Genomic DNA, 20722 nt, shown 5'->3' on the forward strand with positions numbered 1-20722 from the left:
GGGTCCGGGGGCCCAACTTTGGCGGGTGGGTGGGGTCATCGGGGCCACCCCCCGGGGGTCGTGCCCAGCCAGTGGGCTATCGCTTCGCTGCGCGTCGCGCTGTGCAGTTTCGCGAAGATGCGGTTGATGTGGTTCTTGACGGTCTTCTCGCTGATGAAGCAGGTGGCGGCGATCTGACGGTTGTTCATGCCGGACGCGATGAGGTCCATCACCTCCACCTCCCTTGAACTCAGGCCGAAGGAGCGCCGGTCGAACTGTTTCACAGATGGTTGCAGATGCGAAGAGTGGTCGTGACTTTCGTGTGAAGGTTCGTAGGAATCGCCGAGCGAGGATGAGACAGTCGCGGAGATGGTCGCGCGGCCCTCCCTCATGTCCCGTACCGCCGCGATCAGTTCGGCGGCGGTGAACTCCCCGTGGACCAGGTAGCCGACCGCTCCCCGGCGCAGCGCCTCGGCCACGACCTCGGGTTCCGTGCTGTACGTCAGCATCATCACGGGGCAGAGCGCGGTGAGTTCGGGGAGGGCGGTGAGGCCGTCCGTGCCGGGCATGCGGACGTCGAGGAGGGCGACGTCCGGCCGGTGGCGGCGGGCTCGGGCCACCGCCTCCTCGCCGTTCACGGCCTGGGCGACCACCTCCAGGTCGGGGTGCGCGTCCAGAAGGGCCGTGAGGCCGGCGCGGACCACCGGGTTGTCGTCCGCGACGAGGACGCGCAGGGGCGGGCCGGGACGGGCCTGCGGCTGGTCAGGCATGTGCGGCCTCCTGTCGGGGCGGGCCGGGGGTGGACGGTTCGCCGTCCGGGGGCGCGGGGAGCGGGAGGGTCAGGGTCACGGCCGTACCGGTGCCGTCCGAGCCCAGGTGCAGGACGGCGCCCACGCGGTCCGCGCGTTCCGCCATGCCCAGGAGGCCGAAGTGGCCGGATTCCTGCGCCTCTTCGAGGGTGAGGGCGGGCGGGAGGCCCACGCCGTCGTCCGCGATCGTGAGGTGGAGGGTGTCCGGGGTGACCCTCAGGGACACCTCCGCCGCTGTCGCCGTCGCGTGGCGGTGGATGTTCTCCAGGGCCTCGGACGTGATCGCCAGGAGGTGGTGGGTCGTCTCCGGCGGGAGCGGCGGGGGCGTCCCGCCCGTGTGGGCCAGGCGGGCGGGCAGGCCGGTACGGGACGCGAAGTCCGCCGTCCGGGCGGCCAGTTCGGTGGGCAGGTCCGCCGGCGGGGTCGTGGTCAGGTCGGTGTGGCGGCGCAGGTCGGTGAGGAGGTCCCGGGACTCGGCGGCGGCGCGGCGGGCCGCCGAGGCGACGAGGCCGGCCTGGCGCCGCAGCTGGGCGGGGTCGGGGGCCGGGCGGTCCGCCGAGGCGGCCAGGGCGTCCGCGGCGAGGGCCAGGCCGTGCAGGGTCTTGGCCACCGAGTCGTGGAGTTCGCGGGCCAGGCGGGCGCGTTCCGACTCCACGGCCTCCGCGACGGCCAGCCGGGACGTCGCTTCGGAGAGCGCCTGGGTGGCGGTGCCGAAGCGGAACATCAGGTTGCGCAGGGTGACGCCGATGATGCCGGCCGCGACGCAGAACCCGGCGATGAGGAGGGTGCTGACGCCCGCGCCGGGGTGGTGCTCCCAGGTGCGGTGGACGGTGACGAGGACGGCCAGTTGCAGACCGGTGAGGACGCCGGCGCCGCGCCAGCCGTAGAGGAGGCCGGAGAGGAGGGGGGTGCAGACCGTGGCGTAGGCGAGGGGGGAGGCCGGGGAGGCGGTGAGGAGGAGGACCGCGCCGAAGAGAAGGTCCAGGGCCATGAGGGTGGGGTGGGCGAGGAGGCGGGGGGCGAAGCGGTCCCAGTCCCTGAGCATGGCGTACGAGACGGTGATGCCGAGGACGGCGGCGAGGAGCACGGCGTGGTTCTGCGGGCCGTCCGTGGTGTTGGCCATCGCGAACGGCGTGCCGATGGTGAGGGTGACCAGGCGGACGGCGAAGGTCTGGCGGGAGAGGGACTGCAGAGCGTTGAGCTGGAGCCGGAGGGTGGCGGGGGGTGTGGCGTCGTCGGCGAGGTAGCCGGTGCCGGGGGTGTGGCCCGGTGGGGGCGGGGTGCGTCGGCGTCTCATCAGCGGCCCAGGATGTCGCCGAAGTCGGTGCCCGAGCCGAGGAACATGCCCGTGGCGATGAGGATCATCGTGGCCGGGAGCATGAAGACCAGGGTGACCAGCGTGGCCTTGGGGATGGTGCGGGCGGCCCGGCGGCGGGCGTTCTGGGCGTCGGTGCGGCGCATGTCGGCGGCGAGCTGGATCAGGGTCTCGGCGATCGGGGAGCCCAGTTCCTCGCCCTGCTGGAGCGCGGAGACGAACTGGGCGACCTGCTCGGAGGTGTTGCGCCGGCGGAGTTCGTCGAAAGCCTGGCGGCGGCTGACGCCCATGTCCATCTGGCGCAGGGTGATGCGCAGTTCGTCCGCCCAGGGGCCCTCGTACTTCTCGGCGACCCGGTCGAGGGCCTGGCGGAAGCCCAGGCCCGCCGAGACCACGACCGCGAGGACGTCGAGGAAGTCGGGCAGGGTGCGGTCGATGACGTCCTTGCGTTCGCGGACGGCCTGCCAGATGGCCGCGTCGGCGGCGAGGAGGCCGAAGGCGAAGGTGAAGGCGGCGAAGAGGGGGCGGTCACTGGTCAGGAAGACCAGGCCCATGAAAGCGCCGAAGAAGCCGTAGACGGCCCGGCGGGCGGCGTAGCGGTTGAGGGTGAGGCCGCCGGGGTTGCCCGCCATGTCGATGCGGCGGCGCTTGGCCTCGACCCGGCGGGGGCCCATGAGGCGCAGGACGAGCGGGGCGAAGCGCATGCCGAGGCGGTCGACGGCCGAGCCGGTCTTCGAGACGCGGGTGGCGCCGACCTCCAGGGCGAGGGCCAGGTCGCTGGGGAGTTTCGCGTCGGCGCGGATCATCCGGATGCCGAGGAGGGCGCCCGCGACGGCGAGGGCCGTCAGCAGCGCCAGCAGCAGGGGGAGCGTCGATGTCGTCATGGTCGTGTCACCATCTCCCGCTCAGACTTCGATCTTGCCGAGGCGGCGGATGACGAAGAAGCCGACCGTGTAGAGGCCGATCGAGATCAGCACCAGGAGCTGGCCGAGGGGCGAGCCGGTCACCCGGGCGAGGGCTCCGTCGTTCGAGGAGTTGATCAGGAGGAGGGAGCCGAGGCCCAGGAGGGGGACGGTGAAGGCGGTCGCGTTGACCTCCGAGAGCATCGTGCGGACCTCGCGGCGGGTCTCCTTGCGGTCCTCCAGGGTCTGGGTCAGGTTGCGGAGGGAGCTGACCACCGTGCCGCCCGCCTTGTTGGACAGCACGAGGGTGGTGACGAGGACGATCAGTTCGCGGGAGGGGAGGCGTTCGGCGAGTTCACCGAGGGCGTCGTCGACGGAGCGGCCGAGGGCCAGCTGGTCGGCGACCCGGGCCAGTTCCTCCCCGGCGGGGGCTTCCAGTTCCTCCGCCGCCATCGCCAGGGCCGTGCGCAGGGCGAGGCCGGCGGCGGTGGCGTTGGCGAGGAGGCGGGCGACGTCGGGGAGTTGGTTGATGAACGCCTCGATGCGTTTCTGGCGTTGCCAGTTGAGGAAGATCGCCGCCGCCCAGACGCCGATGGCGCCCGCGATGGGGCCGAAGAAGGGGGCCAGGGTGGCGGCCGCGATCAGCCACAGGGCGACGACGGCCATGACGACGTACGCGGCGAACTCGCCGGCCGTCAGGTCGAGGCCCGTCGTCGTCAGGCGGAGGTGGATCGCCCGGCCGAGGCGGGTGCGGCGCAGTCTGCGGTCGACCGCCGTGAAGCGCCGGACGCGGCCGGACGCCGTCCGCGTCGGGCCGCCGCCCCGGCCGCCCGCGAGACGGTCGGCCAGGGCCTGGCGCTGGGCACGGCCGGAGACGTACGCGTGCGCGCCCGCGACGGCGAGGGTGCCGCACAGGACGGTGGCGCCGAGGGCCAGCAGGGTGGTGTTGTCCAGGTTGAGGGGGGCCTGGGCCAGGGTTGCCAAGGGCGTGTGCGGTATCTGGGGGCCCTGGAGCGCTAGGGGTGCCTGGGGGCCCTGGAGGGCCAGGAGTGCCTGGGCTGTCGCCATGTTCGGTCCTACCTCCTCGGGGCTATCCGATGGCCTGGCGGGTGTGGAGCGGGTCGATGGCCTCGGCCACGCCGTACGCGGGAGGCAGCGGCTCGTTGGCCACGTACAGCTTCTCGGCGACCGGGCGCGGTATCGGCAGGTGCTCGAAGCGGCCGTGGACGACCCGGTCGGAGCCGAGGGGGTCCGGGGCGTAGCGGGAGACCGTGGCGATGCGGAACTGTTCGCGGCCGTGGGAGACGAGCAGGGCGATCTCGGTGACCTTGCGGGAGCCGTCGGCGAAGCGGGTGAGCTGGACGACGACGTCGACCGCGGAGTTGATCTGGTCCTTGAGTGCCTCGAAGGGGATGAGGACCTCGGACATCGAGCCGAGGGTCTGGAGCCTCATGAGGGCGTCCTCGGCGGAGTTGGCGTGGACCGTGGCGAGGGAGCCGTCGTGGCCGGTGGACATGGCCTGGAGCATGTCGAGGGTCTCGCCGCCGCGGACCTCGCCGACGATGATGCGGTCGGGGCGCATGCGCAGGGAGTTGCGGACCAGGTCGCGGATGGTGATCTGGCCCTTGCCCTCGATGTTGGCGGGCCTCGATTCCAGGCGGATGACGTGCTCCTGCTGGAGCTGGAGTTCCGCCGAGTCCTCGATGGTGATGATGCGTTCGTGGGGTGGGATGAGGCCGGAGAGGGCGTTGAGGAGCGTGGTCTTTCCGGTGCCGGTGCCGCCGCTGACGATCACGTTGAAGCGGGCGCGGACGAAGGCGGCGAGCAGCATCAGCATCTGCTCGTCTAGGGAGCCCAGGTCGATGAGTTCGGGGAGGGTGTACGCGCGGGGGAAGCGGCGGATCGTGAGGGTCGGGCCGGTGAGGGAGAGCGGGGGGATGATCACGTTGACGCGTTCGCCGGTGGGGAGGCGGGCGTCGACCATGGGGTTCGACTCGTCCACGCGGCGGTTGACCGTGGAGACGATGCGTTCGATGGTCTGCATGAGCTGGTCGGTGGAGGCGAAGCGGAGGGGGAGTTGTTCTACGCGGCCCCCTCGTTCCACGAAGATCGAGTCCGGGCCGTTGACCATGATCTCGGTGACGGAGGCGTCGGCGAGGAGGGGTTCGAGGACGCCCAGGCCGAGGGCCTCGTCGACGACCCTGCGGATCAGCTGGGAGCGTTCGGCCGAGGAGAGGACCGGGCCCTCTCGGCTGATGATGTGGCCGAGTACGCGTTCGAGGCGGGCGCGGCGGTCGGTGGCGGTGAGGGCCGACATCTCGGCCAGGTCGATCTCTTCGAGGAGCTTGGCGCGGTAGACGGCCACGAGGTGTCCGTCCTCGCGTCCGGTTGCCCCCTCGTCGGGGGTGGCGATACGGGATCGCAGGCTCATCTTCTGGTCAACTCCTCTCGGGGTGGGGGTGGGGGTGGGTGGACGGTGGGTGCGGGTGGAGGGTGGAGGGTGGAGGGTGGGTGGGTGCGGTGGGGGTCAGTCGTCGGTGTCGTTGGGCATGGTGGCGGTGCGTTCCACCGGGAGCGGGTCGAAGAGGGGGATCACGGAGGGGACGGTGACGGTGACCGTGGCGGTGGTGGTGTCGGTGCCGGGGGCCACGGCGGGGGCCGGGTTCAGCCATGCGCTGGCTGCGGCGACGCCTGCGGCCTGGCCGGCCCCGGGTTGCAGTGACTCGGCTCTGGCCGCCGCGCGGGCCGCTGAGCCCGCCTGGCTGATCCCGTAGCCGATCAGGCCGAGTTGGATCGCGGCCATGCCCACGAGGAGCAGGATCGGGAGGAAGCCGGCGAACTCCAGGATGGAGGAGCCCCGGTCGTTCCAGCGGCTTTCTGTGGGTGGGGGGTTCGCCTGGGGGCGGTGGGTGGGTCGGGGGTGCGCCGGGGGGTGTCCGTCCTCGGAACGGCGCGGAATCGGCTTGCTGGGAGGCGCGGGGCGTTGACGCGCCAACCGCTGCGGGCGGACACCCCCCGGCACACCCCCTTCTCGCCGTACGCGACCGGCCCGGCGCGGGGGCCCCGCCTCGTACGGTTCGGCAGGCACCACCGCTGCAGGCCGACGCCCCGCCGGGACAGCCTCTTCTCGCCGTACGCGACCGGCCCCGCGTTCACCGTCCGGTCGTTGGTTCGGCGTCCGTCCCGGGTTCACCGTCCGGCGTGCATGGGTCGGGCGGGCCGGGTTCGGTCGGGGGGTGTGGTGTGTGCTTCCTGGTTGGGTCATTGGGGGGCTGCCTCCAGGGCCGCGCCCGCCTCGCCGTCCACGGTCCAGCCTGCGTCGAAGCCGGGGAAGAAGAGGGGGACGGTGGCCTGGACCTCGGCTCGCATGACGGTGCCGGCGGGGGCGCAGTCGATGGCGGTGTCGGACCAGGCGCTCGGGAGGTGCCGGCTGCCGGCGCTCTCGCAGGCGGCGGCCACGTCGCCGTCGATCGCGTAGGCGGCGGTGGCGGCTCGGGCGGCCTCGTCGGCGGCGTTGCCGGCGAGGGTGTAGGTGTAGCCGTAGAGGGCGGCCTGCCAGAGGATGGTCATGGTGACCAGGAGCAGGGGGAACATCCCGGCGAATTCGAGGGTCACCGAGCCGCGGTCGCCGCCCTTGCGGCGCAGGACGAGGGCGCGGTCGGAGGTGGACCTGCGGCGGCGGCCGCCGTGGCCGTGTTCCGGGGCGGCGACCAGTTCCAGTTCTCCGGCGAGGGCCCAGAGGGCCTGTTTGACGGTCGAGCGGGCGTCGAGGTCCTGGAGGCGGCCCGCGTCGACGACGGACTGGAGTTCCTTGAAGGCGGCGGGCACGGCGGCGCGGGCCACCTTCGTGCCGGTGACCTTCTCGACCAGGGAGGGCTGGATCTCCGTGGCGCGGGACAGGCGGTTGACGACCGTCAGGGTCTCCTCGGCCTTGCGGATCTGGAGGCGGTCCCAGAGGCGGACCATGCGTTTGGCGGCGCGTACCGCGATCACGTCCGGGGTGACCAGCAGGAGGGCGTGGTCGGCCATCTCCACGGCCGCCGCCGTGGCCGCGGTCATCTGCGAACCGCAGTCGACGATCACCACGTCGTGCCGGGAGCGGAGGGTGGCCACCACCTGGCGGGCCACCCGGTCCGTGACCTCCTCGCCGCGCTCGCCCTCGGCGGGGGCGAGGAGGAGGGCGATGCCGGTGTCGTGGGCGTAGACCGCCTCCTGCAGGACGCGGGGGTTGAGGTCCGTGATGCCGGCCAGGTCGGCGACCGAGCGGCGGAACTGGACGTCCAGGTACGAGGCCACGTCCCCCGACTGGAGGTCGAGGTCGAGGAGGGCGACCGTACGGCCGGACGCGCGGGCGGCGAGCGCGAGCTGGACGGCGGTGACCGTGGCGCCGACTCCGCCCTTGGCGCCGCTGACGCTGACGACGGTGCCGCCGGGGCCGGTGTACAGCTCCGGCGCGGGGCTGCCGAGGTGCCGGCGCATACCGGCCGACCAGGCGGCGGCGGCCTGGACGCGTTCGGCCAGGGACTCGTAGGACAGGGGCAGGTTGACGATGCCGCGGGCCCCGGAGTCCATGGCGGCGGTGAGCACGCCGGTGCTGGTGTCGGAGGTGACGAGGACGACGCCGACGGCCGGGAAGCGCAGGACGAGATCGCGGACCAGGTCCAACGCCGGTACGGGGCCGATGCGTTCGTGGACGATCACCACTTCGGGGAGTTCGTCCAGCGAGTCGGCGGCCAGCCGCGCCAGGGTGTCCAGCAGGGCCGTGGAGTCGGACACGTGGGGTGCCGGTTCGGCGTCGGCCAGCTGGCCGAGCAGGGTGGTGAGGGCGCGGGCCGAGTCGAGGTCCCCGGCGGCGGGGAGGATGCGGATGGTCATCGGCGGATCCCCGTTCCGTTCGCGGACGTGCGGGGCTCGGCCGCCCCGCACCGGCAGGGTGCGCTCGTTCGCCGTGCCCCCGGGAGCATGCCCACCCTCGGCACTCGCACCCTCGTTCGAGGCGTCGCCGTGCGGACGTTCCGGACCGACCTCATCGCGGGGCCTCCTACTTGTCCTCGTCGAGGGTGTACGAACGGTCGTCCGGTACGACGACGGTGGCCTCGCCGCCCCCGACGAGGGCGAGCCGCACGTGCTCGGCGAACGACTCGGCGAACGCGACGCGCTGGGCGTCGGCGGTGTCGAGCGCGAAGGTGATCGGGACGGCCTCGGTGGCCGTGCGCCGGCGGTCGCTGCTGGACTGGCCGGACTCCAGGGGGGTCAGCTTGCCGACGTCGATCACCCGGGCGTCGGTGACCATCAGCTTGGACGTGTCCTTCTTGGAGTCGCTGTCCTTCTGCTCGAAGGTGGCGTAGATGTTGACCCGCGACCCCGGGTTGATCTTCCCCGCCACACCGGTGGAGGCGTCGATCAGGATCGCGATCTCCTGCTGTCCGGCTTCGAGTTCCGGCCGGTCGACGATCATGTCGGACTGGAGCAGGGAGCCCTTGCGCAGCTGGTTGACGGCGATCTTGCCGCGGATCTCGGAGAGATCGGTGACGGCGGTGCCGGACAGCCACCGCTCGGGCATCGAGATCCTCTCGAACTGGTCCGCCGTCAGCTCCTTGTAGGGCGCGATGTCGCCCTTGAGCCGGTACGCGGTCACCTCGGGCCCGACCTTGGCGTTCACGTCACGGATCACCGAGAGCACCCCGGCGAAGGCGGCCAGGGCGCACAGGGCCGAGAGGACCAGCAGGACGACGCCGCGGCGCTGGCGTGAGTTCACTACTTCTCACCTCGTGGGGATGTGCCGGGCAGTCGAGCGGGCCTGCCGTCTGCGCCTGCTCGTGGGCTGTGGAGTTGTCGTACGGCTGTCATGCGGCCCCTCGGGGAAGGGCCGTGCGCGCCTCGTCGGCGGGGGGTTCCGGCTCCCGCAACGGGGCCGCGCAGAATCCGCAGCGGTCGCCGATGAGTTCGAGGCCGCACCAGTGGCACGTCTCGCGGCGTACGGACGACACGAGCTGGTAGAGCACGGAGACGTCCGAGAGCCCGGCGGCGAACTCGACGAGCTTGCCGGTCCCCCACCAGCGCACGGACTCCTCGGGCAGCGGCACCGGCAGGGACCCCTGGACCTGCCACTGCGGGGCGAGCGTCGCGGTGACCCAGTCGGACGGCGGCTGCGGCCCCTGCGCGACGAGCAGCCGGGTGCCGAACTCGGGCCCGGCGAGGGGCTCCTGACCGGCGGCGTCGAGGCGGACGAGCTGGGGCCTGGGGTTGGCGAGGACGGCGAACCGGGCGCCCGGCAGCCAGGACTTGGCGTGCGACTTCAGCGAGACCGGCACCCGGTCCAGCTTGGCGACGGAGCCGAGGAGGGCACCGGCGTAGATGTAGTGCGCGAGGAGACGTACGGAGGAGGCGAGCACGCCCGGGCTGAAGTCGCACGCGGAGAGCTGCCGCAACTGCTGGGCGAGCAGGGCGAGTCCGAGCGGGGGCAGGTCCACGCCGAGCAGGGCGATGCGGTCGCTCTCCAGCACGGAACGAACCGTGTGCAGCCGCCGGGTGAGGGCGGACGGGCCGGAGGCCGAGTGCAGGGCGATGACATAGCCGTGCTGCTCGATCAGCGCGTGCATGCCGACCAGGGAGGCTTCGAGGGTGTCCTGCGGCTGGACTGCCGCGGGCGGGGTCTGCCGGTCGAGCGGGGGGAGCACCAGGCCGGAACTGGTGACGGCTATCGCGGTCGGCACGCTGCACACCACCCCGTTCGCTGGGGCGGGGTGGTCGCCCACCGCCTCAGCTGGCCCCTGTGAGCAACGGCGTTCCGCCCGCCGTCCCTCCTGCGTCCTCTTGCATCAGCACCATATCCACGGCATGGCCAGATCAACACCGGATCTTCTTGATCAACTCACCGAAGGTACGGGCCGTATCCACACAGAGTGAGACGCATATGCCTCAACTCGGCAGGGTGTCGCGGCGGTTGAGACCCCCCGGACGGGTGAACGGCGTCCGCGCGGGGAGTATTGACAACTCTATTGGTCTGGACCAGCGTACCGGGCATGTTCAGACACGGAAGACGCATACATATGCGGACAGAAGCGCGAGGGCGGACACGCCTGCGGCCGGGAGCCGTCGCCACCGCCCTCGCCCTCGCTCTCTCGCTCGTCGGCGCCGGACAGGCGTCCGCCGCCGACATCAACAACGTCAGGAACGCCGGATTCGAGTCGGGGCTCAGCGACTGGAACTGTTCGGCGGGCAGCGGCGCCACCGTCTCCTCCCCCGTGCACGGCGGTACGGCCGCGCTGCGGGCGACCCCGGCCGGGCAGGACAACGCCCGCTGCACCCAGTCGGTGGCCGTCCGGCCCAACGCGACGTACACGCTCAGCGCCTGGGTGCGCGGCGGGTACGCCTACCTGGGCGCGACCGGCACCGGCACGACCGACGTCTCGACGTGGACGCCGGACTCGGCGGCCTGGACACAGCTGTCGACGACCTTCACCACCGGCCCCACGACGACCTCGGTGACGGTCCACACGCACGGCTGGTACGGGCAGGCCGCGTACTACGCCGACGACGTGTCCCTCTTCGGCCCCGACGGCGGCGGGGGCGGCGACCAGCCGCCCACCGTCCCGTCGGTCCCGTCCGGGGTGACGGTGTCGGGCTCGACGTCCTCCTCGGTGTCCCTGGCCTGGAACGCGGTCACCGGCGCCACGGGCTACCACGTCTACCGGGGCGGCACCAAGGTCCAGTCGGTGACCGGCACGTCGGCGACCGTGACGGGGCTGGCGGCCTCCACCTCGTACACCTTCCAGGTCACGGCGGCGAACTCGGCCGGTGAGTCGGCGCGTTCGGCGACCGTGACCGGGACGACGACGGCGACCCCGGGCGGCGGCACGGGGGTCCCGAAGCACGCCGTGACCGGGTACTGGCAGAACTTCGACAACGGGGCCGCCGTCCAGAAGCTGTCGGACGTGCAGTCTCCGTACGACATCATCGCCGTGGCCTTCGCGGACGCCACCGCCACGCCGGGGGCGGTGACCTTCAACCTGGACACGGCCGGGCTCGGCGGCTACACCGTCGACCGGTTCAAGGCGGACGTCCGGGCCAAACAGGCGGCCGGCAAGAAGGTCGTCGTCTCGGTCGGCGGCGAGCGCGGCACGGTGGCGGTGAACGACTCCGCCTCCGCGACGAACTTCGCGAACTCCGTGTACGCACTGATGGGGACGTACGGCTTCGACGGCGTCGACATCGACCTGGAGAACGGGCTGAACGCGACCTGGATGACCCAGGCGCTGCGGTCGCTGTCCGCGAAGGCGGGCCCGTCGCTGGTCATCACGATGGCGCCGCAGACCATCGACATGCAGTCGACGTCCAACGCGTACTTCCGGACCGCGCTGAACATCAAGGACATCCTGACCGTCGTCAACACGCAGTACTACAACAGCGGTTCCATGCTCGGCTGCGACGGCAAGGTCTACAGCCAGGGGTCGGTGGACTTCCTCACCGCCCTCGCCTGCGTCCAGCTGGAGAACGGGCTCGCGCCCTCGCAGGTGGGGCTGGGTGTACCGGCCTCGACGCGGGGCGCGGGCAGCGGGTACGTCTCACCGGCCGTGGTGAACGACGCCCTCGACTGTCTGACCCGCGCCACGCGCTGCGGCTCCTTCAAGCCGCCGCGGACGTACCCCGATCTGCGGGGTGCGATGACCTGGTCGACCAACTGGGACGCCACGGCGGGCAACGCGTGGTCGAACGCGGTGGGGCAGCACGTGCACGGGCTGCCGTAGGCCGCACGGGGTGACCCGCGCCCGGCTGTGGCGCGGGTCACCGGAACCTCTCCCGCCTCACGGAGAGACAGGGGTGTGAGGTGGGAGAGGTGCATACGAGATGAGTGACCCCGAGCGGGCAGGGGCGGAGGCGGAGACCTCGGTCCGGGCGCGGATCCGGGCGGGCGACCGGGAGACCTTCGCGGAGGTCTACGACGCGTACGCGCGGGCCGTCTACAACCATGCCTACCGGCTGACCGGCGACTGGTCGACGGCCGAGGAGGTGATGGCGGACACCTTCCTCGACGCCTGGCGCACCCGGCGGCGACTGGAGCCGGACGGCGGCTCGTTGAAGCCGTGGCTGCTGGGCATGGCGACCAACAAGGCCCGCAACGCCAACCGCGGTCTCGGCCGCCGGCTGGCGTTCCTGGCCCGCCGGCCCGCCCCGGACCCGGTGCCCGACTTCGCCGACGAGACCGCCGGGCGACTGGACGACGCCCGCCGCCTCGCCGCCGTGCGCCAGGTGTACGGCCGGCTGCGGCGCGGGGAGCGGGAGGTGCTGGCGCTGTGCGTGTGGGCCGGCCTCGACTACGGGCAGGCGGCCGAGGCGCTGGGCGTGCCCGTGGGGACCGTGCGGTCGCGGCTCTCGCGGGCCCGCGCGCGGCTGGCCCGTCTCACCGACGAGCGGCTGCGGGCGGAGCGCGCGGAGGACCCCGAAGACGCCGAGAGCGTCGATGTCACGGAACCGGGGCGCGGTCGCGGAGAGGTACGGGGCGAGGCCGTGTTCGCGGCCCGCCCGCTCAAGGAGATCCAGGAGGGAACCCGATGAACGAGGTGCCGGCCCGGCTGCTGCCGCCCCCGCCCGAACGGGACGTCCCGCCCGATCGCCTTGCTCACCACAAGGACCGTCTGATGCGACTCATCGACGACGACCGGGCCACGGCGCCCGCCGTTCCCGCCCCGCCGGCTCCCCGCTCCCGCCCGCGGCTGCCCCGCCCGGCGCTGTGGCTGCCCGCCGCCGCGCTGGCCCTGGCCGGGGCGCTGACCGCCGGTCTGGTCACGGCCACGGACTCCGGCGACGGTCCGCGGCGCTCCGACGGCGGGAGCGCCGTCGTCCTGCTCGACCGGATCGCCGACGTCGCCGCGCGGACGGAGGTGGAGCCGGTCCGCGACGACCAACTGGTGTACGTCAAGAGCCTGACGGGCGGGGCGGAGGCCGTGGAGGACGGCCCGTTCAGGCCGGGGAAGCTGCACCGGCGGGAGGTGTGGGTGTCGCAGGAGCCGGGCCCGGTGAAGCAGCAGGCCCTGCACTACGAGGACGGTGTCTACTACCCGCTGCGGGAACTGCTGCCGGCGGGGTCGCCCGGCGTCCCCGCCGGGATCGACCGTCCCACCTACCGGTGGCTGGCCTCGCTGCCCACCGACCCCGACGACCTGCTGGCCGAGCTGTACCGCCTGACCAGGACGTGGAAGGGCGAGGAGAAGGCGCAGGCCGTCTTCGACAGGATCGGCTCGCTGCTCGGCACGACGGTCATGCCGGCCAGAACCGCCGCCGCGTTCTACGAGGCCGCCGCGAGGATCCCCGGGGTGACCCGCACCGACGACGCGGTCGACCCCGCCGGACGCCACGGCCTCGGCATCCGCCGGGTCGACGCACGCGCCAAGTGGGCCACGGAGTGGGTCTTCGACCGGGACACCCTCGCGTTCCTCGGCGCACGCAGCCGGCTCACGGCGGACGGCCCGATGGGCCCCGAGGGTACGGTCCTGAGCGAGACCGCCGTCCTGGAGCGGGCCGTCGTCGACGACTACCGGGAGCGGCCGGGTTCGTAGGTCAGCCCAGGGGGCGGTAGTGGCCGAGGACCTGTGCCAGGTGGGCGAACCACTGGTGGAGGCGTTCGCGGGGCCTGGCCTCGACCGAGCACTCGAAGAAGGTGCCGTCGACGTGGATCACGGCCACCATCAGGGCCTTGCCGTTGCCGCTCGCCTTGTAGTGGACGCTGCGGATCTCGGGCCAGGGGAAGTCGACGGAGACGCCGTGGTCCTCGAAGGCGACACCGCCGCCGTCGACGACCACGGAGTTGTGGCGGTCGACCGCCATGAACTCCGGCCCCTGGAGCGGCACTTGGCCCGCGGGCGGCTGCTGGGGGTAGGGCTGCCCGTACGGCTGCGGCGGGTGCCCGTACGGCTGCTGCGGCGGGGCGTAGGGCGGGGGCGCGTACGGCTGTGGGGGGCCGGGCGGCGCGGCCGGGGGTGTGTACGGCGGGGGCGGCGGGCCGAAGCCCGGCCGCTCCCCCGGCGGCGTCCACGGCTGTCCCGGCGCCGGCGGCCGGTCACCCTGCTCGGGCTGCTCCACCATGGCTGTTCGTCCCCCTGCCCCGTGATGATGCTCGTACGGCACCGTATCCCTCACCCGTAGGTGAAACATTCCCCGGGGGTCACCGCATCAAGGAAGTGAGAAGCGGCGGGGAGCAGGGCCCCCGGCCACATCAGCTCGTTCAGGGGGAGCCGGAGATGAGACAGGTCCGCGCGGACGGATACCAGGAGTTCGCGGCGGCCCGCGCGGGTCATCTGTACCGGTCCGCGTGTCTTCTCACGGGCGGTGACACGCACCTCGCCGAGGACCTCGTCCAGGAGACGCTCGGGCGGCTGTACGTGAAGTGGGGACGGGTACGGCGGGCGGAGAACCCGGTCGGGTACGCGCAGACCGTGCTGACCAGGACCTTCCTCGCGCACCGGAGGCGGCGCAGCAGTGGGGAACGGGCCACCGACGTCCTCCCGGACGTGCCCGCCGCACCCGGCTCCGACTCGTCGCTGCGGCTCACCCTCGTCGAGGCGCTGGCCCAACTGCCGCCCAAGGACCGGGCGGTGGTCGTCCTGCGGTACTGGGAGGACCGGTCCGTCGAGGAGACCGCGACGGCGATGAACACCAGCTCGGCGGCGGTACGCACCCGGTGCGTCCGCGCCCTCGCCCGGCTGCGCGCCCTGCTCGGGAACACGATCGGTGAGTACGCCACCCCCTGAGCGCCCCGCCGGATGCCGGCGGCCCGCACGCCCACAGTCCCACCCACTCCGAGAACTGGTGGTTCGTCATGCCCCTTGACCCGCCCGCAGACCCCTTCGAGGAAAGCCTCGCCGACGCCCTGCGCCGGGCCGGCGACGGCTTCGATTCCGAGGGACACACCCTGGTCGACGGCGGAGCCGCACGCGGCCGCCGGCGGCTGTTCCGCCGCCGGGCGGCGATGCTGGGGGGCGTCGCCGGGATCGCGCTGGTCGCCGTGGGCGGGACGGTGCTCCTCCCGGGCGCCGGGAGCGGGGGCGGGAAGCAGTCCGTGGCGGCGGAACGGTCCGGCGGGCCGGACGTCAGGGACGACGACGGCAAGGTGTCCGGCGCCCAGCTCGTCGAGCGGCTCAGGGATCTGCTGCCGGCGGGGAAGGTCGGCGGGGAGTCCGCACGCGGCACGGGCGCGGGGCCGGGGCCGTACGCACGGCTGGTGTACGACGACGGGGAGGGCGCGGCGACGGTGGAGCTGACACTCGGGCGGGTCGACCCCGACAGCGAGCAGGCCCGGCAGCTGACGGCCTGCCCCGCCGAGGCGGCCGTCAGGTACGACTCCTGCACGGAGAGCACCCGGCCGGACGGCTCGCGCCTGACGCTCTTCCAGGGGTACGAGTACCCCGACCGCCGCGCGGACACCAAGCTCTGGTACGCGCAACTGGTCCACCCGGACGGGTACGAGGTCGGCGTCATGGAGTGGAACGCCAAGGCGCAGAAGGACGCGCCGGTCACCCGTGCCGAACCCCCGCTGCCCCTGTCCTCTCTGCGGTCGATCGTGACGGAGCCGCAGTGGGGCGAGGTCGTCGGCGCCATCCCGAAGGACGCGGGCCGGAAGCCCTCGTCGACGGAGAGGCCGCGGACCGATCCCGTCGACGCTCCGACCGTGGACGGCCTCGCCATCCGCAAGACGCTCCTCGGGCTCCTCCCGGAAGGTGTCGACACCGTCGAGGAGGGCAACCAGGAGTCGGACTCCGCGTACGTCGTCGTCGACGACGGCAAGGGAAAGAGCCTGGTGCAGGTCAATGTGCAGCCGGGCATGACGGACGTCGGGCACTCGCTGTTCGGCGCCGACGCCGAGACCCTGCCCGACGGCACGAAGGTCGCCACCCGGCAGGGGCCCGGCGAGAAGGGCGGCGAGGGGGTCGTGATGTGGACCGTGGACACGCTCCGCACCGATGGGCTGCGGGTCGTGATCAGCGCCTTCAACTCCGGCGCCCAGCACACGGCCGCGACCCGGAAGACCCCCGCGCTCACCCTGGCTCAGCTGAAGGAGATCGCCACCGCCGAGCGATGGAGGTCGCTCGGCTGACGGCCCGGCTTCAGAAGAAGTCCGCCCACGGCTGGTCGCCGATCTGTTTCACGGCCAGGACCAGGAACAGCAGGCCCGCGAGGGCCAGCATCGTGTTGCTGAGGGCGCCGTTGCGCCATTCCCTCGGGGTGCGGGAGGAGTTGAGGAGCCACAGGAGGGTGGCGGCGAGGAAGGGCAGGAAGGCCGCGCCGAGGACGCCGTAGAGGATGATCAGGCGGAACGGCTGGCCCTGGAAGAGCAGGACGACGGGCGGGAAGGTCAGCCAGAGCAGATAGGCGCGGAACGGCCAGGACTTCTCGCGCCGGCCGGAGGCGACCTCCTCGCCCGTCACCGCCCCCTTGCGGCGGAAGCGCTCCACGAAGTCCGCGAACATCAGGCTCACGCCGTGCCAGACGCCGATGAGGGAGGTGTACGAGGTGGCGAAGAAGCCGATCAGGAAGAACTTGGCGGTGGCCGTGCCGTACTCCTCGGCCAGGATGTCGCCGAGCTGGATGAGGCCCTTGTCGCCGGAGGCGATGGCGATGTTCGCGGAGTGCAGCAGTTCGGCGCCGACGAAGAGCATCGAGATCACGAAGATGCCGGTGGTGAGGTAGGCGACCCGGTTGTCGAGCCGCATGATCTTCATCCAGCCGGTGTTCGTCCAGCCCTTGGCGTTGACCCAGTAGCCGTACGCGGCGAGCGTGATCGTGCCGCCGACGCCGCCGATCAGACCGAGGGTGTTGAGGATCGAGTCCTTCTCGTCGGGCAGCACGGGCAGCAGTCCGGCGAAGGCGTCCGCGAGGTTGGGGGTGACCCTGATCGCCAGGTAGACGGTGACGACGAACATGACGCCCACGAGGACGGTCATGACCTTCTCGAAGACCTCGTACTTGTTGAACCAGACGAAGACCAGACCGCTCAGGCCGCACAGGACGGCCCACCACTTCAGGTCCATGACGTCCGGGAACAGCGCCTGCAGGGGCAGGGCGCTGGAGGACATCGCGGCCGCGCCGTAGACGAAGCCCCAGATCACGACGTAGACGACGAAGAACCACGTCGTCCAGCGGCCGAGGCTCGCCCAGCCGTCGAAGAGGGTGCGGCCGGTGGACAGGTGCCAGCGGCCGGCCGCCTCGGCGAGGGAGATCTTGACGAGGCAGCCGACGACGGCCGCCCACAGCAGGGTGTAACCGAAGTTGCTGCCCGCGATCAGTGTCGCGACGAGGTCACCGGCGCCGACACCGGTCGCGGCGACGACGATGCCGGGGCCGATGTACTTCCAACTGGATGCGCGGGGTGGGGGGTTGGGGCCGGATGATGCGGGTGTTTCTGTGGGGTTTCCCGTGGTGTCCGCCATGCAGGCCAAGAAACCCCAAACCCCCCACCCGAACAAGAGGGCCTCCCACCCCCGCCAGGGGACCGCACCCCGCCAGGGGACCGCACCCCGCCAGGGGACCGCACCCCGCCAGGGGGCCGCGCCCCGTCAGGGGCGCGGGGAACTGCGCGACCGGCCACGACGGACCGGCGGACGAACGACAACCGGAGCCCCACCGAACGGCGGCCCCGAGCAACCCATAGCCACCGAAGCCACCAGACCCGCCGAACCCAGCGGAGCGCTACCCGCAGCCGTCCGCCCCGCACGTGCCCAGCTCGAACCACACGGTCTTGCCCGGCCCGTCCTGGTGGCAGCCCCAGCGCCCGGCCAGCGCGTCCACCAGGAACATCCCCCTGCCGCTCTCCGATATCTCCGTGGTCGCCGGGCGCACCCGGGGCGGGCGGCCGTCCGTGTCCGACACCTCGCAGCGCAGCACGCCGTGCGCGGCCGTCAGCGTCAACTTCAGCCGGCTCTCCGCGTGCACGAGCGCGTTGGTGACCAGCTCGCTCACCAGCAGCTCCGCCGTGTCGGTCTGGTCGAGCAGTCCCCATCCCTCCAGCTGCCGGCGCACCTGTGCGCGGGCCTGTGCGGCGGCGGTGGGACGGGGGTCGTACTCGACGCTCAAGTGGCCCGCGCCCATGGGTGGTTGAGGGTACGAGGCGAAATGGGGGCCGGAATCCGGAAGGAGACCCCCGGAGCGATGCAGCATGCTTCCAGGGTTGCCGCCGTCCGTACGCGGCACACGGGGAGGATTACCCGTTTCCGGCCGTGCATATACCTGTTTCCTGCCTGGTTACGTCCACAATCAGGGGATTATGACACCTATTCACCCCTACGCGGTTGTGCGCGGCTTACGCACCCGTCGGCCACCCTCCCACTCTTGACCTGGTCATGCCAGACCTCCACCATGAGCGCCACACCCGCACGAGGGCCCGCCGGACGCCCGCAGGTCGTCCGCAGGGCCCCAGGCACGTCGCAAGGATCCACCCCCCGCTCCACTCCCCACTTCCGGAGACCCCGGAATTCCTGGAGAACAGAGGAGACTTCATGCGACTCCGCATACGCGGCAGGTCGGCCACGCCCGAGGGCACGGGCAGAAGATCGGGCCGCCGCACCGCCGGCCTCGCCACCCTGCTGGCCCTCGCCCTCGCCGCCCCGGTCGCCGCGACGACCACGGACGCGACGGCGACCAGCGCCGAACGGCCCAGGGCCTCGGCGGACGACATCCGCCAGTACGAGGTCCACATGCACTCGGACAGCAAGTCCCGCACGGCGCTGCAGCAGGCCGGCGTGACGGTGGACGACGCCGACGACCACTCGGTCTTCGTCTCCGGACGCGCGGACCAGATCAAGAAGCTCCGGAAACAGGGCTACGAGATCACCAAGCTGGGCGCGGCGCCGGACCGCTCGAACGGCGAGGGTGACGTACGGCTGTTCGACTTCCCGTCGGCCGACTCCCGCTACCACAACTACGCGGAGATGACGAACGAGATCAACTCCGTGGTCGCGGCGAACAGTTCGATCGCCAGCCAGCGGGTGATCGGCACGACGTACCAGGGCCGGAACATCGTCGCCATCAAGATCAGCGACAACGTCGGCACGGACGAGGCCGAGCCCGAGGTGCTGTTCACCCACCACCAGCACGCCCGTGAGCACCTCACCGTGGAGATGGCGCTCTACCTGCTCAACGAGCTGACCTCCGACTACGGGACCGACTCCCGGGTCACGAACATGGTGAACAACCGCGAGATCTGGATCATCCCGGACGTCAACCCCGACGGCGGCGAGTACGACGTCGCCACGGGCTCGTACCGCTCGTGGCGCAAGAACCGGCAGCCCAACAGCGGCTCGTCGGCCGTCGGCACCGACCTCAACCGCAACTGGAACTACCGCTGGGGCTGCTGCGGCGGCTCGTCCGGGTCGACGTCCTCGGACACCTACCGGGGTACGGCCGCCGAGTCGGCGCCCGAGGTGAAGGTCGTCGCGAACTTCGTGCGCGGCCGGGTCGTGGGCGGGGTCCAGCAGATCAAGTCCGCGATCGACTTCCACACGTACAGCGAGCTGGTGCTCTGGCCGTTCGGGTACACCACTGCCAACACGACGACCGGGATGACGGCGGACGACCGCAACGCCTTCGCGACGGTCGGCGAGAAGATGGCCGCGAGCAACGGGTACACGCCCGAGCAGTCCAGTGACCTGTACATCACGGACGGGTCGATAGACGACTGGCTGTGGGGCAACCAGAAGATCTTCGGCTACACGTTCGAGATGTATCCGGGATCGGCCGGGGGCGGCGGGTTCTACCCGCCCGACGAGGTGATCGCCCGGGAGACGTCGCGCAACCGTGACGCGGTGCTGCAGCTGCTGGAGAACTCTGACTGCATGTACCGGTCGATCGGCAAGGAGGCGCAGTACTGCGCCTGAGCTGCGCCGCCTGAGCTGCGCCGCTTGAGCCGGCGAGAGCCGGGCACCGCTGAGAGCGGGGAACTGCGGGACCGTTGAGGCTGGTCGCGCAGTTCCCCGCGCCCCTTACGGGGCGTCGTCCTCGGGCTTCTCCTCGTCGTCGTGGTCGCCCTCGCCGTCGTCGAAGTACGCGTCCAGGACCTCGTCGATCTGCTTCTCCCAGACCGCGTGCTCCGACTTGGCCTTGGCCTCGATCTCCAGGAAGTACCAGCGGCGGTCCGGGGTGTGGACCGTGATCGTGAAACGCTTGCCGAAGCGGGGGGACTCCGTCTCGATCGCGCCGATCTCGTCCCAGCCGAAGTCGCACTCCTGGTCGTCCAGGCGCAGCCGCACGCCACGGCTGTCGGCGGTGATCCTCGCGCGGCGGTCGGCGGCCTCGAAGACGGGGCCGTCGGCCGGCTCGTCCGTGCCGTCCGTGTCGTCCTCTGCGTCCCGCGTCTCTTCCGCGTCTTCCGCGGCCGTCGGTGCCGCTTCCGCGGGTGCCTTGGCGAGGGACTTCGACGCCTCGGCGGCGGCCGGCTCGTTCCGCTCCGGGGCAGCCTCGTCCGGCTCGACGGGCTCCGTCGGCTTGATGTCCTCCGGCTCCTCCTGCTTCTCCTTCGTCACGGACACCGGTGCCGTGAGTCCGGGGATGTGCGACGGGTCGACCGCGGCGGCGGCCAGGGGCTGGTTGTTCGAACCGATGCGCTGCTCCACAGCGGGCAGTATGGTCGACGATCCTGTGCCGGGGACAGTCGGGCCGGGCATATGTCCGTATCTGGATTTCAGGACCTCGTCGCGCCGCGCCAGGCCATCCGGACACGTCCGTAC

19 protein-coding genes are annotated in these 20722 nt (G+C 71.9%); 6 read left to right on the plus strand and 13 right to left on the minus strand.

Annotation, left to right across the window (positions count from 1 at the left end):
• Positions 1-35 precede the first annotated feature (35 nt).
• The 9 genes from PYR72_RS18270 to PYR72_RS18310 all read right to left on the minus strand — a co-directional run bounded on the left by PYR72_RS18270 (position 36) and on the right by PYR72_RS18310 (position 9721).
• Positions 36-749: a response regulator transcription factor gene (locus PYR72_RS18270; RefSeq protein WP_275456325.1), complete on the minus strand. Its 714-nt coding sequence runs from the start codon at positions 747-749 to the stop codon at positions 36-38.
• Positions 742-2085, minus strand: a complete 1344-nt coding sequence (locus tag PYR72_RS18275) for a histidine kinase (protein ID WP_275456326.1) — start codon at positions 2083-2085, stop codon at positions 742-744. The genes PYR72_RS18270 and PYR72_RS18275 overlap by 8 nt, the downstream gene beginning before the upstream one ends.
• Positions 2085-2987, minus strand: coding sequence for a DUF5936 domain-containing protein (locus PYR72_RS18280; protein WP_275456327.1), 903 nt, complete (start codon positions 2985-2987; stop codon positions 2085-2087). Before PYR72_RS18280 ends, PYR72_RS18275 begins: the two co-directional genes overlap by 1 nt.
• A 21-nt stretch (positions 2988-3008) precedes the next feature.
• Entirely contained in the window at positions 3009-3959 is a 951-nt protein-coding gene (locus tag PYR72_RS18285) for a type II secretion system F family protein (RefSeq protein ID WP_275460444.1), read from the minus strand.
• Positions 3960-4095: 136 nt separating this feature from the next.
• On the minus strand, positions 4096-5436 hold the full coding sequence (locus PYR72_RS18290; protein ID WP_275456328.1) for a CpaF family protein: 1341 nt from the start codon (positions 5434-5436) through the stop codon (positions 4096-4098).
• A gap of 96 nt (positions 5437-5532) precedes the next feature.
• On the minus strand, positions 5533-5808 hold the full coding sequence (locus PYR72_RS18295; RefSeq protein WP_275456329.1) for a hypothetical protein: 276 nt from the start codon (positions 5806-5808) through the stop codon (positions 5533-5535).
• Between the two features lie 458 nt (positions 5809-6266).
• A complete protein-coding gene (locus tag PYR72_RS18300) occupies positions 6267-7880 on the minus strand; it encodes an AAA family ATPase (protein ID WP_275456330.1) in 1614 nt (537 codons plus the stop codon).
• A gap of 166 nt (positions 7881-8046) precedes the next feature.
• On the minus strand, positions 8047-8763 hold the full coding sequence (cpaB, locus tag PYR72_RS18305; RefSeq protein WP_275456331.1) for a Flp pilus assembly protein CpaB: 717 nt from the start codon (positions 8761-8763) through the stop codon (positions 8047-8049).
• A gap of 88 nt (positions 8764-8851) precedes the next feature.
• Positions 8852-9721 (minus strand): hypothetical protein, encoded by an 870-nt coding sequence (locus tag PYR72_RS18310; protein WP_275456332.1) that lies wholly within the window; start codon positions 9719-9721, stop codon positions 8852-8854.
• Positions 9722-10057: 336 nt separating this feature from the next.
• On the opposite strand from PYR72_RS18310, the gene PYR72_RS18315 reads away from it, so the two are divergent.
• From PYR72_RS18315 to PYR72_RS18325, 3 genes are all read left to right on the plus strand, one after another.
• Complete coding sequence (locus PYR72_RS18315; RefSeq protein WP_275456333.1) at positions 10058-11755, plus strand: glycoside hydrolase family 18 protein; 1698 nt, start codon at positions 10058-10060, stop codon at positions 11753-11755.
• Between the two features lie 100 nt (positions 11756-11855).
• Entirely contained in the window at positions 11856-12563 is a 708-nt protein-coding gene (locus PYR72_RS18320) for an RNA polymerase sigma factor (protein ID WP_275456334.1), read from the plus strand.
• Entirely contained in the window at positions 12560-13564 is a 1005-nt protein-coding gene (locus PYR72_RS18325) for a CU044_5270 family protein (protein WP_275456335.1), read from the plus strand. Before PYR72_RS18320 ends, PYR72_RS18325 begins: the two co-directional genes overlap by 4 nt.
• A 1-nt stretch (position 13565) precedes the next feature.
• On the opposite strand, the gene PYR72_RS18330 is transcribed toward PYR72_RS18325, so the two are convergent.
• Entirely contained in the window at positions 13566-14087 is a 522-nt protein-coding gene (locus PYR72_RS18330) for a hypothetical protein (RefSeq protein WP_275460445.1), read from the minus strand.
• Between the two features lie 158 nt (positions 14088-14245).
• Between PYR72_RS18330 and PYR72_RS18335 the strand changes: the two genes are divergently transcribed.
• The gene (locus PYR72_RS18335) at positions 14246-14755 is read left to right on the plus strand and encodes a SigE family RNA polymerase sigma factor (protein WP_275456336.1); all 510 of its coding nucleotides are present in this window, start codon (positions 14246-14248) and stop codon (positions 14753-14755) included.
• Positions 14756-14823: 68 nt separating this feature from the next.
• The gene (locus PYR72_RS18340) at positions 14824-16098 is read left to right on the plus strand and encodes a hypothetical protein (protein ID WP_275456337.1); all 1275 of its coding nucleotides are present in this window, start codon (positions 14824-14826) and stop codon (positions 16096-16098) included.
• 10 nt (positions 16099-16108) lie between these two features.
• Here PYR72_RS18340 and PYR72_RS18345 read toward each other — a convergent pair whose 3' ends face one another.
• On the minus strand, positions 16109-17431 hold the full coding sequence (locus tag PYR72_RS18345) for an Nramp family divalent metal transporter (RefSeq protein WP_275456338.1): 1323 nt from the start codon (positions 17429-17431) through the stop codon (positions 16109-16111).
• 259 nt (positions 17432-17690) lie between these two features.
• Positions 17691-18089, minus strand: coding sequence for an ATP-binding protein (locus tag PYR72_RS18350; RefSeq protein ID WP_275456339.1), 399 nt, complete (start codon positions 18087-18089; stop codon positions 17691-17693).
• A gap of 407 nt (positions 18090-18496) precedes the next feature.
• Here PYR72_RS18350 and PYR72_RS18355 point away from each other — a divergent pair, with 407 nt between their 5' ends.
• A complete protein-coding gene (locus PYR72_RS18355) occupies positions 18497-19873 on the plus strand; it encodes a M14 family metallopeptidase (protein ID WP_275456340.1) in 1377 nt (458 codons plus the stop codon).
• Positions 19874-19978: 105 nt separating this feature from the next.
• Here the strand turns inward: PYR72_RS18355 and PYR72_RS18360 are convergent, their stop codons facing one another.
• Positions 19979-20608 (minus strand): hypothetical protein, encoded by a 630-nt coding sequence (locus PYR72_RS18360; RefSeq protein WP_275456341.1) that lies wholly within the window; start codon positions 20606-20608, stop codon positions 19979-19981.
• Positions 20609-20722 lie beyond the last annotated feature (114 nt).

It is taken from the genome of Streptomyces sp. VNUA24 (assembly GCF_029167005.1).
In the GTDB taxonomy this organism is placed as follows: Bacteria; Actinomycetota; Actinomycetes; order Streptomycetales; family Streptomycetaceae; genus Streptomyces; species Streptomyces scabiei.